Here is a 15,962-nt window from a genome sequence, read left to right as displayed (position 1 = left end):
CCTCTTGAGCACCGCGTGATCGTAACCGCTATTTTGCCGATTGGATAGTTACACCAGACAAGTTCATAACCGGAATAATACATTTGACAGGTTACAAAATTAAGTGCAACTTTGGAAAACGGTAACCCGTAATCTCAACTTATCAAGTTACAAAGGTGCTTCTATCATGTCGATCACAGCCCCCGTCGTTCGCCACCACCACGTCAATGCCGATGGTGTGTGCATGTTCTACCGCGAAGCTGGCGACCCCGCCGCTCCGGTCATGTTGCTGCTGCATGGTTTCCCTAGCTCTTCGCATATGTACCGCGACCTCATCCCGCTGCTCGCCACGCGCTTTCGGGTCATCGCACCCGACCTGCCCGGCTTCGGCTTCACCGAAGTGCCAGCCGAGCGCGATTACCACTACAGCTTCGATAACCTGGCCATCACCGTCGGGCATTTCGTCGATGCGCTGAAACTCGACCGCTACGCCCTGTACGTTTTCGATTACGGCGCGCCGGTGGGCCTGCGCTTGGCTGTCGCGCATCCGGAGCGGGTCAGCGCGCTGGTCTCGCAGAACGGCAACGCTTATCTGGAGGGGTTGGGTGATGCCTGGGCGCCAATTCGTGCCTATTGGGCCGAACCGAGCCAAGCCAATCGCGAGGTGATCCGCAACGCGGTGATCAGCCTGCAAGGCACGCGTTATCAATACCTGCATGGCGTGCGTGAGCCGGAGCTGATCGCGCCGGAGTCCTACATGCTGGATGTGCTGTTGATGCAACGCCCCGGCAACGATGAGATCCAGTTGGACTTGTTCCTCGACTACCGCAACAACCTCTCGCTGTACCCGGCGTTCCAAGCGTTTTTCAACGCCACGCAGTTGCCGACACTGGTGATCTGGGGCCAGAACGATCCGTTCTTCATCCCGCCTGGAGCCCATGCGTACAAAGGCGATAACGCCAACGCGGTGGTTGAGCTGCTGGATACTGGCCACTTCGCGTTGGAAACCCACGCGGCCCACATCGCCGAGCGCATTCACGCCGTGCTGGGGCCTACCATCGACTGATGGTCGCTGCACGAAACGCAGCCCTCGTCCAGTGAATAATACAGACTGGCCGGGTGCCAATGGCCCTGCTAAAACAGCGGAAAGCCTTACTAACGCTGGAGACGCACCCCATGAGCACCTGGCCAGACACTCGAATTCTTGATCTGCTGGGCATTGAAGTGCCCATTATCCAGGCGCCCATGGCCGGGGCGACGACCACTGCCATGGTCATTGCCGCGAATGAGGCTGGCGCGCTGGGCTCGATGCCCGCCGCAGCCCTGACTATCGAGCAACTGCGCGAAGCCCTGACCACTGTCCGCCAGGCAAGCTCGCGCCCCATTAACGTGAACTTCTTCTGCCATCAGCCGCCCGCCGCCAATGCGGCCGCTGACCGCCGCTGGAAGGACTTGCTGGAACCCTATTACCGCGAACTGGGCGCCGATTTTGATGCGCCAACGCCCGTGTCCAACCGCGCGCCCTTCAACGACGCCGCCTGCAAAGTGGTCGAGGCGTTCCGTCCCGAGGTGGTAAGCTTTCACTTTGGCCTGCCGGGAAAAGCCTTGCTCGAACGGGTGAAAGCCACCGGCGCCAAGGTGCTGTCATCGGCCACCACCGTGGAAGAAGCCATCTGGCTGGAACAGCATGGCTGCGACGCGATCATTGCGATGGGTATCGAGGCAGGTGGGCATCGCGGCTTGTTCCTCAGCGACGACCTCAACACACAGATCGGCCTGATGGCACTGCTGCCGCAAGTGGTCGACGCAGTCAGCGTGCCGGTGATTGCTGCCGGTGGTATCGGTGATGCCCGCGGCATTGTGGCGGCATTCGCCCTGGGCGCTTCGGCGGTGCAAATTGGCACGGCGTATCTGTTCACCCCCGAGGCCAACGTCAGCGTCTCCCATCACCAGGCGCTGCGTCACGCCCAGGCCAGCGAAACCGCGTTGACCAACCTGTTTACCGGCCGCCCGGCGCGCGGCATCGTCAACCGCGTGATGCGTGAACTCGGTGCGATCCACCCGCAAGCTCCTGCCTTCCCTACGTCCGGCGGCGCCTTGATGCCACTCAAAGCCAAAGATGAAGCTGGCTTCAGTAACCTGTGGGCCGGCCAGGCCCTGCGCCTGGGCAAAGACCTATCCACCTATGACCTGACCTGTGAATTAGCCGAAGAGGCGTTGGCCAAGCTCAAGTAGAACGGGCAGTAACGGCCACTTTGCACTGTACCGGCAAGGGCCAACCGCTATATATTCCTATACATAGCGGTAACACCTTCTACCTATAACAAGCCGTACACCCTCAAAGGAGCTGCTTCATGATGATCCGCGCCTCACGCCTGGCCCCCACGGCCCTCGCCAGCCTGATTGCCGCCTTTGCCTTCGGCCCGGCCCAAGCCGATGAAGTACAGGTCGCCGTCGCCGCCAACTTCACCGCGCCAATCCAGGCGATTGCCGCCGATTTCGAGAAAGACACCGGCCACACACTGGTCGCGGCCTATGGCGCCACCGGTCAGTTCTACACGCAGATCAAGAACGGCGCGCCGTTCGAAGTGTTCCTCAGCGCTGACGACACCACCGCGCAAAAACTCGAGGCCGAGGGCGACAGCGTCAAAGGTTCGCGCTTCACCTACGCAGTCGGCACCCTGGCGCTATGGTCGGCCAAAGCCGGTTATGTCGATGCCAACGGCGAGGTGCTGAAGAAGAATGAATTCAAGCACCTGTCCATCGCGAATCCGAAAGCTGCGCCCTACGGTTTGGCCGCCACACAAGTGCTGGCAAAGGAAGGCTTGACCGACAAGGTCAAGGACAAGATCGTTGAAGGCCAGAACATCACCCAGGCCTATCAGTTCGTGTCCACCGGCAATGCCGAGCTGGGCTTCGTCGCGCTGTCACAGATCTACAAGGACGGCAAGATCACCAGCGGTTCGGCGTGGCGGGTCCCCGCCTCGATGCATGACCCGATCAAACAGGACGCGGTGATCCTCAACAAAGGCAAGGACAACGCCGCCGCCAAAGCCCTGGTCGAGTACCTCAAAGGCCCGAAAGCTGCAGCCGTGATCAAGTCCTACGGTTACGAGCTGGCTAATTAAATGCCGCTGTCGAGTGCCGATTTCTCCGCTATCTGGTTGACGATCAAACTGGCGTCACTGACCACCGTGATTTTGCTGATCATCGGCACTCCGATTGCCTTGTGGCTGTCGCGCACCACGTCCTGGTGGCGCGGGCCCATCGGGGCGATTGTCGCGTTGCCGTTGGTGTTGCCCCCGACGGTGATCGGTTTTTACCTGCTGTTGACCATGGGGCCCAACGGCTACTTCGGCCAGTTCACGCAATGGCTGGGCCTGGGCACCCTGACGTTCAGCTTCGCCGGGTTGGTCATCGGCTCGGTGATCTATTCCATGCCGTTTGTGGTGCAGCCATTGCAGAACGCCTTCTGTGCCATCGGTACTCGCCCACTGGAAGTGGCCGCAACCTTGCGCGCCAATCCCTGGGACACTTTCTTCACGGTGATGCTGCCCCTGGCCCGCCCGGGGTTTATCACCGCGTCGATTCTCGGTTTCGCCCACACCGTCGGTGAATTTGGCGTGGTACTGATGATCGGCGGCAATATCCCCGACAAGACGCGTGTGGTCTCGGTGCAGATCTACGATCACGTGGAAGCCATGGAGTATGCCCAAGCACACTGGTTGGCCGGCTCCATGGTGGTGTTCGCCTTCCTCGTATTGCTGGCGCTCTATGCCCGCGGTAAAACCAAGATGGGCTGGAGCTGACCGCTATGATTGAGGTACGCCTGCAACTCAATTACGCCGGCTTTGCGCTGGAGGTAGACTTGAATTTACCCGGCCGTGGCGTGACCGCGCTGTACGGTCATTCGGGTTCGGGCAAAACCACTTGCCTGCGCTGTATCGCCGGGCTGGAACGGGCCAAAGACGGCGTTGTGCAAATCAACGGTGAGGTCTGGCAAAACAGCCGCAACGCCGTGTTCGTGCCGCCGCACAAACGCGCGGTGGGTTATGTATTCCAAGAGGCCAGCCTGTTTGCGCATTTGTCGGTGCGGGCCAACCTGGAGTTCGGCCTCAAGCGCATTCCACCCAATCTTCGTCGAGTAGACATGGCCCAGGCCACCGAACTGCTGGGCATCGGCCACCTGCTCGAGCGCCATCCGCAGCACTTGTCCGGCGGTGAGCGCCAGCGCATCGGCATCGCCCGCGCGCTGCTGACCAGCCCGCGACTGTTGTTGATGGATGAACCGCTGGCGGCGCTGGACAGCCAGCGCAAGAGCGAGATCCTGCCGTACCTCGAACGCCTGCACGATGAACTGGATATCCCGGTGCTATACGTCAGCCACGCCCAGGACGAAGTGGCCCGGCTGGCCGATCACATCGTCTTGCTCAGCGACGGTAAAGCGCTTGCCAGCGGCCCCATTGGTGAAACCCTGGCGCGGCTGGATTTGCCCCTGGCCTTGGGCGACGACGCCGGCGTGGTGATCAACGGCACCGTCAGCGCCTACGACGAACACTACCAATTGTTGACCCTACGATTGCCCGACAGCCCGCTGCAGATACGCGTGGCCCACACGACGCTGCTGTTGGGCAAACAGCTGCGGGTCAAGGTACAAGCGCGGGATGTCAGCCTCAGCCTGCAGGCACAAGAATCAAGCAGCATCCTCAACCGCCTGCCGGTGACGGTGACCGGAGAAATTTCGGCGGATAACAACGCGCATGTACTGGTGCGCTTGGACGCAGGCGGTACGCCTCTGTTGGCGCGCATCACACGCTTCTCCCGCGACCAATTGCGATTGCAGCCCGGGCAGACACTGTGGGCGCAAATCAAGGCGGTAGCGGTACTGGCATAAGTATTTTGCACGACGGCAAAACGCTGCGGTCAATCAGACATACCGGCCTGATTACCGCCAAGGAAATTGCACCATGCCCGACTCCGCGCCGCCTGCCGACCTGCCCCGCGACTTGCACTACGTTGACGATACCCAGCCCGGCATACGCCGCAAAAAACTGCGCGGCACGTTCCAGTATTTTGCCCCCAATGGCCAACGCATCACTGACGCGGATGAAATCAAACGCCTCAACGCTCTGGCTGTGCCACCGGCTTACACCGACGTATGGATCTGCGCCGACCCGCACGGCCATCTGCAAGCCACGGGGCGCGACGCCCGGGGCCGTAAGCAGTACCGCTATCACCCGCGCTGGCGTGAAGTGCGTGACAGCGACAAGTACTCACGCCTGCAAGAATTCGGTAACGCGCTGCCCAAGCTGCGCAAGCAATTAGAGGCGCAAATCGCCGCACCGGGTTTCACCCGTGAAAAAGTGCTAGCCACAGTGGTGATGCTGCTCGACGCCACACTCATCCGTGTCGGCAATACCCAGTACGCTCGCGACAACAAATCCTACGGACTGACCACCTTGCGCAACCGCCATGTGGACGTCAAGGGCAGCGAGATTCTGTTCCAGTTTCGCGGCAAAAGCGGGGTTGAGCACCAGATCAGTGTCAAGGATCGGCGCCTGTCCACGGTGGTCAAGCGTTGCCTGGAGTTGCCCGGGCAGAACCTGTTTCAGTATCTGGATGAACACGGTGAGCGGCATACCGTCAGCTCTCACGACGTCAACGCTTACCTGCACAGCCTCACGGGCGCCGATTTTACCGCCAAGGATTACCGCACCTGGGCTGGCACCGCCCTCGCATTAGCCGTGTTGCGTGAGCTGGAATGGCAACCGGAGTCCGATGCCAAACGCCACGTAGTCGCGATGGTCAAAGGCGTCGCCAAGCAACTCGGCAACACCCCGTCGGTGTGCCGCAAGTGCTATATCCACCCGGCCGTGCTGGAGCATTTCAGCTTGGGCGAGCTGTCCAAGTTGCCCAAGCCACGGGTGCGCAAAGGCCTGAAAGCAGAAGAAGTCGCACTGGCAATGTTCCTCGAGCAATTGGCCGCCGACTTGCCGAAGAAAGCCAAGGTGGGGTAGCCTTGGCGTCCCTTCTGACTCACGGGATGACCGCCGACGTGAACAACTAAGCCTTCCAAAATGTACCTGCAACGAGCCGCCTGGCGCGCTTGTTGGCCTGTTTGACATTTTTTTGGAGGTGCTGATGACTGACCTCACCCGGCTGCCCGTACTCGTTTCCCTGCAACACGTAGCGTTCCAGTTCGCCGATGGCGAAACCTTGCTGGAAGACCTCAACCTGTCGATTGATCACATACCCACCGGCATTGTCGGCCGTAACGGTCGTGGCAAAAGCATCCTCGCGAAGCTGCTGGCCGGGCTGCTGGCGCCCTCTTGCGGCACGCTGAACGGCTCCGCCAGCGTGGCTTACGTTGCCCAGGCATGGGCGGTTCAACCGGATCAGACCCTCGCCGATATCACCGGCACTGCCCAAGTGTTGGCGGCACTTGAGCGCATGGCGCGGGGCGAGGCTCACGCACACGATCTGGATCTGATCGACGACCGCTGGGACCTGGCCGAGCGCCTGCGCACGGCATTGGACACAGCGGGCTTGCATGCACTCGATGCGTACACGCCGGCCGAGCACCTCAGCGGCGGCCAGTTGGCCAGAGTCGCGCTGATCGGTGCACTGCTGGCCTCTCCGCAGTTGTTGATTCTGGATGAGCCCACCAACCACCTCGACAGCGCAGGTCGTGACTGGCTATTGCATCTTCTGGCGAGCTGGCGCGGCGGTCTGGTGGTGGTCAGCCATGACCGGCAATTGCTCAATGCCATGGGCCGCATCATCGAACTGTCGCCACTCGGCGCGCAGGTGTATGGCGGTAACTACGCGGCCTACCGCCTGCAACGCGACAGCCAACGACACGCCGCCCTCAGCGCGTTGGAACACGCGCGCCTGGCGCGCAGCCGCGAGCGGCGGCGCCTGCAAAAAGACCATGACAGCTTGCAACGCAATGCCGCCCGCGCGCGTAAACACGTGGAAACTGCCAACGTCACCGGGTTCGACAAAGCGCGCTGGAAAGGTGCCGCCAAGGAGGTCGTCAGCAACGTGCGCAGCGCCCAGTGCGCGTATAAAAACGAGCTTGATGCGCAGGTGCGCCAGGCCTACGAGCGCATTATCGACGAAACCCCCACGCTGCTGGCCCTGCCGGGCTCCGCAGTGCCTAACGGGCGCCACATACTGACGCTGAACCAGGCCCAACTGCCATGGTTAGACCCGCTCAAGCCCTCAACCTTCGTCACGCTTAACCTCTCAGGCCCAGTTCGCATTGCGGTGCGGGGGCCGAACGGCTGTGGCAAATCCACACTGCTCAAGCTGCTCGCGGGGCAATGGCCAGCCGTCAGCGGCGAATGCGCGGTGCATGTGCCCAGCGCGTATATCGACCAGCCTCTGGCGTTGCTGGAAGACCAGCGTTCTATCGTCGAGCAGCTCAACCTGCTCGACACGCCTCTGGCCGAAGCCGAATTGCGCACACGCCTGGCCTTGCTGCAACTGGATGCGTTGCGCGTAACTCAACCCGCCGGTCGCTTGAGTGGTGGTGAGCGCTTGAAAGCCGCAATGGCGATCGCCTTATGGCGCGAGATACCGGCGCAATTGCTGTTACTGGATGAGCCGACCAACCACCTGGATTTGGAATCCGTGCTGGCTTTTGAACAGGCGCTGCGCGGTTTTACCGGGGCGCTGGTCGCGGCGTCCCATGACGAGGCGTTTGTGCAGGCTATCCGGCCGACGCATCTTTTGACCTGGCATCGCGAAGGCTGGCGACTGGAGTGTGTCTTGGGTCATTGCATGCCCAGTCAAAGCGTCCTACGGTAGTGGCCGAACAATCTCACCGAGGAGCCCGGCCTTATGCTGCCTGCAGCCCGCAAACCTTACGCGAATGCCGCACTGGCCCACCGCCAACGCTGGCGTGGCCGAGTCGGCATGATGCTGGTGGCCAGCCTGTCGGTGCTGGCGGGCATGACCGATGCGATCGGCTTTATGGCCAGTGGCGATTTTGTCTCGTTCATGAGCGGCAATACCACGCGCCTGGCGGTGGCGATTGGCGCGGGTGACCTCGGCTTAACCGGACGCTTGCTGCTGCTCATCGCGATGTTCGTTGTCGGCAACGCGCTGGGCGTGGTGGTCAGCCGCTTCGCCAGGCGGCATGTGTTGCCCTTGCTGCTGTGCATTGCGGCGCTGCTGTGCGGCGCTGCCGTGTGGCCCTTCACCGAAACCTTGCCGGCATTGCTGGCGGCAATTATTGCCATGGGCATGCTCAATGCGGCCGTGGAAGAGGTCAACGGTCTGCCGGTGGGCCTGACGTACGTGACGGGAGCGTTGTCACGCTTTGGTCGTGGGCTCGGGCGCTGGATGCTCGGAGAACGGCGCAATGGCTGGCGGGTGCAGTTGATCCCGTGGGTCGGGATGTTCGTCGGCGCAGTCATCGGCGCGCTGCTGGAGCAACAACTTGGGCTGAAGGCGCTGCTGGCCAGTGGCGTATTGGCCGCGTTATTGGGGTTGGTGTCGCTGAAGATTCCCCGGCGCTGGCATTTGGGTTACATGCCGCGATAAGGAAGAAAAGAAGCCCGCCCGACGTTTCGGCCTCGACGTCCGTGTACCGGTAAAGAGCCAGCACATCGAGCGAGCGGGAGAATAATAAGCCAATGTCCGGCGGCTGTCCCGCCGGGCGTTTCCGAAAAACACTAAGGTAACGGATTACAGGCAGGTCGCGAGTGCGGCCAGGCGCCGTTTAGCCGGCATTGAGTCTTCGCCCGCGAAGTAGTTGACGGTAGAGCCGGCGCCCGTGCTGCGCACGTCGACAAAGTAGTCGCCACCGGTGGTGTACACCGTGTAACCGCCTGCTTCGATGGGCTCCTTGAAGCCGCCGGCGTCAACGCCGAACACAGCTTCGTCCTGCCAACCGAACTGGATGCACTGGGCAACCACCAGCGGGGCTTTCTGCGAAGCCAAAGTTTTGTATGGCGTGCCGGTGCGCGCCTCTTTCATCTTCGAGCCCGCGCAACCGGACAGTGCTGCCACCACCAATGCGCCAATTACCACCTTTCGCATGCCATTGCCTCCTTGGAAAAACCGCGACTCTACCATTAGCAGGCGACACCCAAGGGTTATTACGCCACCCTGTCGCCTACTTACGGCCTCGCTTGCAACTGGAAAACCGATGCCCCCCAACGCAGAACGCTACAACCCTTCCACTTTAAGAATTATCCCTTCTGCTCGCGCTCCCGCGGGTTTTTTCTGCCTGGTCGGTGGCGGCTGTCAGCCATTACCGCTGCATCGGATATACAGCCAATAACCGCGTACAGATCACCACCAACGAAACAGATAAAATAACCCCATGCTCAACAGCACCGTAACCAACACACTACGCGTCCAAAACATCAACCCCACCGCGCAAATACCCGCCAGCAAATAAGGATTGCCCAGGCTCAGATTCAACTTACGATCAGCAAGAAAAATAATCGGCCCGCAAATAGCCGTAAGCATCCCCGGCACCGCAAACCCCAGAAACTCACGTGCGCCACGGTTAAGCCGCACCGGTAAACGCGGCTCGATAAACAGGTAACGGTTAAAAAACACCACGCCCCCCATGGCCACAATCATGATGTAGATCATCGTTGCGTCGCCCCCACTCCAAGCCGCTTGCAGGCAAAACCCGCACTCATTCCAAGCACGCCCGACAGCACCACCGCCGACTCCCAGTGCAAGTAACTCAACCACACCGAGCACAACAGCGAAACCGCCACACACACCACCGTAGGCACGTCTCGCACTACCGGCGTGATCAGCGCGATAAACGTCGCAGCAATCGAAAACTCCAACCCCAGTTGATCAAGACCGGGAATGCTTTTGCCCAGCACGATGCCCGCCAGGGTAAACAGGTTCCAGATGATATAGAACGTCAAGCCGACGCCCAGCGCATACCAGCGGTTGAAGGTCTCACGGTCATAGTGATTGACCAGCGCAAAAAATTCGTCAGTCAGCAAAAAACCGAGGCTCATACGCCAGCGTGCATTGAGCGACGACAGCGCCGGGCGCATATGCATGCCATAGAGCAAGTGTTGGGAAGTCAGCAGCAAGGTGGTCAGCACAATCGAGATCAGGCTGGCACCGCCCTTGACCATACCGATAGCCACCAATTGTGCGGCGCCAGCAAATACGATCGCAGACAAACCCTGGGCCTGTAGCGGGGTAAATTGCGCATCAATGGCCATGGAGCCGGCCAGCAGCCCCCAGGGTGCACACGCCAGAGACAAGGGAATAACGGCGATCGCGCCACGACCAAAGGCGTAATGAGGTAAGGCTGTAGGCATGGAGAAGGCTCATCGATAGACAGTCGACAAGCATGCCAGCGTCATAAGGGGCTTGTCTTGAACGATCGTGCTCAGGCGAGCTTAACTGAGACCTGCTCCACCGAGTCACGCGCTTCGCGCAACTCATGTGCATCCTGGTTGAGCCGGTGAATGGTGTTGAGCAGACGTTGGCGCAGCACTTCATCGCCGAGTTTTTCGACGGCGCGCATCAGGTCAAACGCCGCGGTTTCATTATTGTCCGCGACGGAATCGAGGGTCTTGCGCAGGTTGCGAGTGGCACGGGTCACGCGGGCTCTTCCTTCATCAGCTATGGGCAGGCACTTTAGGACATTCGTGTTTCATTTTAATTTCAGTCACTTGTGGCTGATTGGGCGGCATTTGATCCACATCAAACGAATTCAGGATTTGACCTACATATTCGATTATCCGTATATTCGGATATACGTATGTATGGACCTGGATCATGTCGGACCTCTTCTCCCCACCCACCCTATTCAAATGCCTGGCGGATGCCACCCGCACGCGACTGACATTATTGATCCTGCGTGAGGGCGAACTTTGCGTGTGCGAACTGATCCATGCTTTGGACGAAAGCCAGCCAAAAATCTCCCGCCATTTGGCGCAATTGCGCAGTGGCGGGCTATTGCTCGATCGCCGTCAGGGTCAATGGATCTATTACCGCATCAATCCGGCACTGCCCGCCTGGGTGACTCAGGTGCTGGAGACCACCTTGCAAGCCAACCTGCCATGGTTGCAGAGCGACGCGCTGCGTCTTGATGCAATGGGCGACAGACCACAACGGGCCAGCACCTGCTGCTAAGCCATTGGAGCTTCTATTCATGCTTGTCGCCATTGCGATTTTTATCTTCACCATCATCCTGGTCGTCTGGCAGCCAAAAGGCTTGGGCGTCGGCTGGAGCGCAACGCTGGGCGCGATCCTGGCGCTGGCCTGCGGTGTCATCAGCCTGGCTGACATTCCAGCGGTCTGGCACATCATCTGGAACGCCACCGGTACCTTTGTTGCGCTGATCATCATCAGCCTGTTGCTCGACGAAGCCGGGTTCTTCGCCTGGGCCGCGCTGCATGTAGCGCGCTGGGGTCGTGGGCGAGGCCGTCGCTTGTTCGCCTATATGGTGCTGCTGGGTGCCCTGGTCTCGGCATTGTTCGCCAACGACGGTGCAGCGTTGATCCTCACACCGATCGTCATGTCGATGCTGCTGGCCCTGCGTTTTTCCCCAACTGCTACGTTGGCATTCGTGATGGGCGCGGGGTTTATCGCAGATACGGCGAGCCTGCCGCTGGTGGTGTCGAACCTGGTGAACATCGTCTCGGCGGATTACTTCAAGATCGGCTTCAACGAATACGCCGCGGTCATGGTGCCGGTGAACGTTGTCAGCGTGGTTGCCACCTTGGCGGTACTGCTGTGGTTTTTCCGCCGCGACATTCCCCAGACCTACGACCCGGCCGATTTGGAAGAACCGACCAGCGCCATCCACGACCGTGCGACCTTTCGTGCCGGTTGGTGGGTACTGGGTATTTTGCTGGTCGGTTGTTTCGCCCTGGAGCCGCTGGGCATTCCCATCAGTGCGATTTCTGCGGTGTGCGCCGTGTTGCTGCTGGTGATCGCCGCCAAGGGCCACAGAATCTCCACGCGCAAGGTGCTGAAGGAAGCCCCGTGGCAAATCGTGATCTTTTCCTTGGGCATGTACCTGGTGGTCTACGGCCTGCGTAACGCAGGCTTGACCACCTACCTGGCAACCTGGCTCGACAGCTTCGCCACCTATGGCGTGTGGGGCGCGGCGATGGGCACCGGCGTGCTGACAGCACTGCTGTCGTCAGCGATGAACAACTTGCCGACGGTGCTGATCGGCGCACTGTCCATCGAGTCCAGCCATGCCGTGGGCGTGGTCAAGGACGCGATGATTTACGCCAACGTGATCGGCAGTGACCTGGGGCCAAAAATCACGCCTATCGGCAGCCTGGCCACCTTGTTATGGCTGCACATTCTCGCACGCAAAGGTATCACCATCACCTGGGGTTACTACTTCAGAGTCGGGATTGTGCTGACCTTGCCGGTGCTGTTGATCACCCTCGCGGCGCTGGCCTTGCGCCTGAGCCTCTAAAGGAAACTCGCCATGAAAGTCCTGTTTATGTGTACCGCCAACAGTTGCCGCAGCATCTTGTCCGAAGCGGTGTTCAACCACCTGGCGCCGCAAGGCTTTGAGGCGATCAGCTCCGGCAGCTTTCCTCGAGGCCAAGTACTGCCGCGCAGTCTGAGCACGCTGCAGGCGGCGGGCATCAGCACCGACGGCTTGTACAGCAAGGGCAATGATGCCTTCGAAGGCAGCCCGCCGGATGTAGTCATCACCGTGTGCGACAAGGCCGCCGGTGAAGCGTGCCCGGTGTATTTCGGGCCGGCGCTGAAGGCGCACTGGGGGTTGGAAGATCCGTCGGAACTGCACGCTGATGAGACCCAAGTCGACGCTGCGTTTAACCTCACACTGGGCATCATCGCCAACCGCTGCCGCGCGTTTTTCGCCCTGCCTTTTGCCCGCCTGAGCCCGGATGAACTGAAAACTGAACTCGACCGCATTGCGCGTTTGTAGCCGGAGTCCCTGATGACCACCCTGCCCAATCTCGACACCACCCTGACCACGCCGCCTACCGAACTGACGCATCCGCCGCGCATCCTGCTGCTCTATGGCTCTACGCGACCGCGCTCATTCAGCCGCTTGCTGGTAGAAGAAGCCGCACGCCTGTTGCGTCACTTCGGTGCCGACACACGGATTTTCAACCCGTCGGGCCTGCCGCTGCCTGATGATGCGCCCACCGATCACCCCAAGGTTCAGGAGCTGTTGGACCTGATGCAATGGTCCGAAGGCCAGGTCTGGTGTTCGCCGGAACGTCACGGCTCGATGTCGGCGGTGTTCAAGGCGCAGCTCGATTGGGTGCCGCTGGCTCTAGGCGCCGTCCGGCCCACCCAGGGCAAGACCTTGGCGGTGATGCAAGTGTCCGGGGGGTCCCAATCGTTCAACACCGTCAACCAACTGCGTGTGCTTGGCCGGTGGATGCGCATGTTCACCATCCCTAACCAGTCCTCGGTGCCCAAGGCCTTCATGGAATTTGATGACCAGGACCGCATGAAGCCGTCGGCACTCTATGATCGTGTCGTCGATGTAATGGAAGAACTGATGAAGTTCACCCTGTTGCTGCGCAATCACCCGGAGCTGGTTGACCGCTACTCGGAGCGTAAGGAAAGCGCTGCTGAGCTGTCGCAGCGCGTCAATCAACCGTCGATCTGAGCCGCCCTGTCGACGTATGCTCATACCCGTCCTCTAACCGAGTTATAGCGATGAGCACCCTGCAACACGCCTGGCTGGGCAACTACGAAGTCAGCAGCACGCACTGCACCGGCCTCACCTTTGCCCGCCACAGCCACGATGAATGCGTGATCGGCGTGAACCTGGTCGGTGAGGAAAAGGTCTGGCTCGACCGCCGCGAGTTTGAGGCTGGGCCCGGCAGCATTACCCTGTACAACCCCGGGCAGATTCAGGGGGGTGGCGCGGCTGACGGCGCGCCTTGGCACTTTGTCAGCCTGTACGCCACGGCGGATCAACTGGCGATGGACCTGGGGCTGGCGCATTTTGAATTTGAACGATCGCTGTGCTTTCAACCGGACCTGGCGCGGCGCCTGGCGGCGGCGGTGAAAGGTGCCTTGAGCGACGATGCCTGGGTCTGCGAACTCAATGAGGAAACCTTGGTTTTGCTGTTGGGTGACGTGGTCGGCGTCAGCGGTGTGCGCCTGGCAGGCAGCCCGAACACCGGTAAAAGCCTGATCAACCGCGCACAGGAATTGCTCGCCTCGCAGTTGCACCTGTCGCTGCCCCTGGAACAGTTGGGTGATGAGCTGGGCCTGTCTAAATATCACCTGCTGCGCGCCTTTCAGAAAGAAACCGGGTTGAGCCCCAGGCAGTGGGCCATGCAATTGCGCACGTGCCGTGCCAAGGGCCTGTTGCGCAACGGCACGTCGGCCAGCGCCGTCGCCCATAACCTGGGCTTTGCCGACCAGAGCCACCTCAACCGACACTTTCGCGCCGCCTACGGCATCACGCCAGGCCACTATCAAAGCCTATTGAAGCGCTGAAAGCGCAATCTGGTTCAAGACACCTATTCCACACGCCCGCACACTGCCCGCCTCTCTTGAAGGAACGCGGGCATGTTGACGATCTTTTTTTACGCGCTGGTATTCGGTTTCGTGTTTTGCCTCTCGCCTGGCGCAGTGCTGGCCGAGACGTTGCGCCGAGGCTTGCTGCACGGCTTTATCCCAGCCTTGCTGGTGCAGATCGGCTCACTGGTGGGCGACGCCGTGTGGGCGGTGATCGGCCTCACCGGCATCGCCCTGCTGATTCAACACGACGCAGTGCGTGTACCGCTGACCATCATGTGCGCGCTCTACCTGGCCTGGCTGGGTGTGCGCAGCCTGATCGACGCCTGGCACTTGCCCGTAGCGGCCACCGCGCCGGCCCGCTCCGGGCAAAACGCGCTGGCGGTGGGCGCGGCGATTTCCCTGGCCAACCCGAAGAACATCGTTTACTGGGGCGCATTGGGCAGCGCGTTGTCGGGCATCGTCGGGGCCACGCCCAGCCATGCGCAAACCCTGATGTTTTTTGCCGGCTTTATGCTGGCGTCGGTGCTGTCATGTTTTCTGATTGCCGCACTTGTCAATCTGATACGCAAGAACGCCTCGCCGCTGTGGCAGCGCATCAGTTATGGCGTGTGTGGTTTGGTATTGATGTCTCTGGCAGTTCTGGCGGCACAGGGTGTATGACGTTATATATCCGGTAACTTTCCGAGCGACTTATCTGAATGAACTCTGAACGCGGGTTAATTTAATTAATCATGCGTTGACATTTTGTAACCGTCTGAGTAGATTGCCCCTGCCCACAACTGGGGCCTTTTTTAAACCTCACAAAAGAAGCCAATGGACACAGTATCTAGTCGCTGTCCGAACACCGCTGACGCGGGCGTCGGGCGCCAAAAACAGAATATGACAGGACTCGCCTTCCAGGTCCGGTAAGCTGCGCTAGAGCTTGATGCTCCACCGTAACTGCCTCACCGGTCGCCCGTCCGGTCCCGAGGTGTGTTATGACCTTCCAACGCTTAGTTTTGCCAGATGTACGTACGCTAGCCGCAGCCCTGCGCGCCAAGCTGTACCGTGAGCCTGTAGGCTTTTCGCCTGCGCGTTCCGCCTTTGCTGTGCCTTCCCCCCAAGTGCGTCCGGCGCCCCCGCTGGCGCACTGGCGTATCTGCCCTGCCAGCGGCCAACTGCTGCAGCACTGGGACCACGCCGACCCTCAAGACCCGCAGAGACCCAAGGTTTCCATGCTGGCTCAAGCGAGCCTGTTGCTCGGACTTTACCTGAGCACTCGCGCCGCTTAATCCGGCTGGAAACAGCAACTTCCAAATTGATGTTCTGGAGTTCTTTATGAACACGTCCAGTAGTAGCCCGCTGCGCGTTAGTTAACTAACGTGCGTCTGGCGGGCGCTGTAGAAGTTATGTGAATACCTTATTTAAACCGATCGCGAAGTCCGCGGCTCGGCATGCTTTCGCTCGCCTGTATTCAGGTAAGTACCGGGTATGTTTTGTCGAGAATTGGCGACAGGAGTACAGAC

At 60.2% G+C, this 15,962-nt stretch carries 19 protein-coding genes; 15 read left to right on the top strand and 4 right to left on the bottom strand.

Annotation, left to right across the window (positions count from 1 at the left end; genetic code table 11):
- Positions 1–166: 166 nt before the first annotated feature.
- From FW764_RS00365 to FW764_RS00330, 8 genes are all read left to right on the top strand, one after another.
- Entirely contained in the window at positions 167–1,045 is an 879-nt protein-coding gene (locus FW764_RS00365) for an alpha/beta fold hydrolase (RefSeq protein ID WP_446432219.1), read from the top strand.
- 110 nt (positions 1,046–1,155) lie between these two features.
- On the top strand, positions 1,156–2,214 hold the full coding sequence (locus FW764_RS00360) for an NAD(P)H-dependent flavin oxidoreductase (protein WP_446432218.1): 1,059 nt from the start codon (positions 1,156–1,158) through the stop codon (positions 2,212–2,214).
- 119 nt (positions 2,215–2,333) lie between these two features.
- Complete coding sequence (gene modA, locus FW764_RS00355; protein ID WP_446432217.1) at positions 2,334–3,107, top strand: molybdate ABC transporter substrate-binding protein; 774 nt, start codon at positions 2,334–2,336, stop codon at positions 3,105–3,107.
- On the top strand, positions 3,108–3,788 hold the full coding sequence (gene modB, locus FW764_RS00350; RefSeq protein ID WP_446432216.1) for a molybdate ABC transporter permease subunit: 681 nt from the start codon (positions 3,108–3,110) through the stop codon (positions 3,786–3,788).
- A gap of 5 nt (positions 3,789–3,793) precedes the next feature.
- Complete coding sequence (gene modC, locus FW764_RS00345) at positions 3,794–4,873, top strand: molybdenum ABC transporter ATP-binding protein (RefSeq protein WP_446432215.1); 1,080 nt, start codon at positions 3,794–3,796, stop codon at positions 4,871–4,873.
- A 73-nt stretch (positions 4,874–4,946) separates the two neighbouring features.
- Positions 4,947–5,996 (top strand): DNA topoisomerase IB, encoded by a 1,050-nt coding sequence (locus FW764_RS00340; RefSeq protein ID WP_446432214.1) that lies wholly within the window; start codon positions 4,947–4,949, stop codon positions 5,994–5,996.
- A gap of 124 nt (positions 5,997–6,120) precedes the next feature.
- A complete protein-coding gene (locus FW764_RS00335) occupies positions 6,121–7,791 on the top strand; it encodes an ATP-binding cassette domain-containing protein (RefSeq protein ID WP_446432213.1) in 1,671 nt (556 codons plus the stop codon).
- Between the two features lie 33 nt (positions 7,792–7,824).
- Positions 7,825–8,529 (top strand): YoaK family protein, encoded by a 705-nt coding sequence (locus tag FW764_RS00330; protein WP_446432212.1) that lies wholly within the window; start codon positions 7,825–7,827, stop codon positions 8,527–8,529.
- A 144-nt stretch (positions 8,530–8,673) separates the two neighbouring features.
- On the opposite strand, the gene FW764_RS00325 is transcribed toward FW764_RS00330, so the two are convergent.
- The 4 genes from FW764_RS00325 to FW764_RS00310 form a co-directional block, all read right to left on the bottom strand.
- Positions 8,674–9,027 carry a hypothetical protein gene (locus tag FW764_RS00325; RefSeq protein WP_407021638.1) on the bottom strand — a complete coding sequence of 118 codons (354 nt, stop codon included), beginning with the start codon at positions 9,025–9,027 and terminating at the stop codon, positions 8,674–8,676.
- A 255-nt stretch (positions 9,028–9,282) separates the two neighbouring features.
- Positions 9,283–9,591, bottom strand: a complete 309-nt coding sequence (locus tag FW764_RS00320) for an AzlD domain-containing protein (RefSeq protein ID WP_446432211.1) — start codon at positions 9,589–9,591, stop codon at positions 9,283–9,285.
- Positions 9,588–10,289, bottom strand: a complete 702-nt coding sequence (locus tag FW764_RS00315) for an AzlC family ABC transporter permease (protein WP_446432210.1) — start codon at positions 10,287–10,289, stop codon at positions 9,588–9,590. Before FW764_RS00315 ends, FW764_RS00320 begins: the two co-directional genes overlap by 4 nt.
- A gap of 71 nt (positions 10,290–10,360) precedes the next feature.
- Positions 10,361–10,576, bottom strand: a complete 216-nt coding sequence (locus tag FW764_RS00310; protein WP_017138831.1) for a hypothetical protein — start codon at positions 10,574–10,576, stop codon at positions 10,361–10,363.
- A 176-nt stretch (positions 10,577–10,752) separates the two neighbouring features.
- On the opposite strand from FW764_RS00310, the gene FW764_RS00305 reads away from it, so the two are divergent.
- The 7 genes from FW764_RS00305 (at position 10,753) to FW764_RS00275 (ending at position 15,728) form a co-directional block, all read left to right on the top strand.
- Positions 10,753–11,109: a metalloregulator ArsR/SmtB family transcription factor gene (locus FW764_RS00305; protein WP_446432209.1), complete on the top strand. Its 357-nt coding sequence runs from the start codon at positions 10,753–10,755 to the stop codon at positions 11,107–11,109.
- Between the two features lie 19 nt (positions 11,110–11,128).
- Positions 11,129–12,412 (top strand): arsenic transporter, encoded by a 1,284-nt coding sequence (locus FW764_RS00300; protein ID WP_446432208.1) that lies wholly within the window; start codon positions 11,129–11,131, stop codon positions 12,410–12,412.
- A gap of 12 nt (positions 12,413–12,424) precedes the next feature.
- Positions 12,425–12,895, top strand: coding sequence for an arsenate reductase ArsC (locus FW764_RS00295; protein ID WP_446432207.1), 471 nt, complete (start codon positions 12,425–12,427; stop codon positions 12,893–12,895).
- A 9-nt stretch (positions 12,896–12,904) separates the two neighbouring features.
- Entirely contained in the window at positions 12,905–13,591 is a 687-nt protein-coding gene (gene arsH, locus FW764_RS00290; RefSeq protein ID WP_446432619.1) for an arsenical resistance protein ArsH, read from the top strand.
- Positions 13,592–13,641: 50 nt separating this feature from the next.
- The gene (locus tag FW764_RS00285) at positions 13,642–14,433 is read left to right on the top strand and encodes an AraC family transcriptional regulator (protein ID WP_446432206.1); all 792 of its coding nucleotides are present in this window, start codon (positions 13,642–13,644) and stop codon (positions 14,431–14,433) included.
- A 72-nt stretch (positions 14,434–14,505) separates the two neighbouring features.
- Complete coding sequence (locus FW764_RS00280; RefSeq protein WP_446432205.1) at positions 14,506–15,117, top strand: LysE family transporter; 612 nt, start codon at positions 14,506–14,508, stop codon at positions 15,115–15,117.
- A 317-nt stretch (positions 15,118–15,434) separates the two neighbouring features.
- On the top strand, positions 15,435–15,728 hold the full coding sequence (locus tag FW764_RS00275) for a hypothetical protein (protein WP_446432204.1): 294 nt from the start codon (positions 15,435–15,437) through the stop codon (positions 15,726–15,728).
- Positions 15,729–15,962 lie beyond the last annotated feature (234 nt).

This window comes from Pseudomonas sp. 1152_12 (genome assembly GCF_052850675.1).
Note: the sequence above shows the minus strand (reverse complement) of the source record. Positions and strands in the feature narration are given on the sequence as shown.

Bases quoted from the DNA above. Each gene is read 5' to 3' on its own strand.
- FW764_RS00365 (WP_446432219.1), top strand. From the start codon at position 167: ATGTCGATCACAGCCCCCGTCGTTCGCCACCACCACGTCAATGCCGAT.
- FW764_RS00360 (WP_446432218.1), top strand. From the start codon at position 1,156: ATGAGCACCTGGCCAGACACTCGAATTCTTGATCTGCTGGGCATTGAA.
- modA (WP_446432217.1), top strand. From the start codon at position 2,334: ATGATGATCCGCGCCTCACGCCTGGCCCCCACGGCCCTCGCCAGCCTG.
- modB (WP_446432216.1), top strand. From the start codon at position 3,108: ATGCCGCTGTCGAGTGCCGATTTCTCCGCTATCTGGTTGACGATCAAA.
- modC (WP_446432215.1), top strand. From the start codon at position 3,794: ATGATTGAGGTACGCCTGCAACTCAATTACGCCGGCTTTGCGCTGGAG.
- FW764_RS00340 (WP_446432214.1), top strand. From the start codon at position 4,947: ATGCCCGACTCCGCGCCGCCTGCCGACCTGCCCCGCGACTTGCACTAC.
- FW764_RS00335 (WP_446432213.1), top strand. From the start codon at position 6,121: ATGACTGACCTCACCCGGCTGCCCGTACTCGTTTCCCTGCAACACGTA.
- FW764_RS00330 (WP_446432212.1), top strand. From the start codon at position 7,825: ATGCTGCCTGCAGCCCGCAAACCTTACGCGAATGCCGCACTGGCCCAC.
- FW764_RS00325 (WP_407021638.1), bottom strand. From the start codon at position 9,027: ATGCGAAAGGTGGTAATTGGCGCATTGGTGGTGGCAGCACTGTCCGGT.
- FW764_RS00320 (WP_446432211.1), bottom strand. From the start codon at position 9,591: ATGATCTACATCATGATTGTGGCCATGGGGGGCGTGGTGTTTTTTAAC.
- FW764_RS00315 (WP_446432210.1), bottom strand. From the start codon at position 10,289: ATGCCTACAGCCTTACCTCATTACGCCTTTGGTCGTGGCGCGATCGCC.
- FW764_RS00305 (WP_446432209.1), top strand. From the start codon at position 10,753: ATGTCGGACCTCTTCTCCCCACCCACCCTATTCAAATGCCTGGCGGAT.
- FW764_RS00300 (WP_446432208.1), top strand. From the start codon at position 11,129: ATGCTTGTCGCCATTGCGATTTTTATCTTCACCATCATCCTGGTCGTC.
- FW764_RS00295 (WP_446432207.1), top strand. From the start codon at position 12,425: ATGAAAGTCCTGTTTATGTGTACCGCCAACAGTTGCCGCAGCATCTTG.
- FW764_RS00285 (WP_446432206.1), top strand. From the start codon at position 13,642: ATGAGCACCCTGCAACACGCCTGGCTGGGCAACTACGAAGTCAGCAGC.
- FW764_RS00280 (WP_446432205.1), top strand. From the start codon at position 14,506: ATGTTGACGATCTTTTTTTACGCGCTGGTATTCGGTTTCGTGTTTTGC.
- FW764_RS00275 (WP_446432204.1), top strand. From the start codon at position 15,435: ATGACCTTCCAACGCTTAGTTTTGCCAGATGTACGTACGCTAGCCGCA.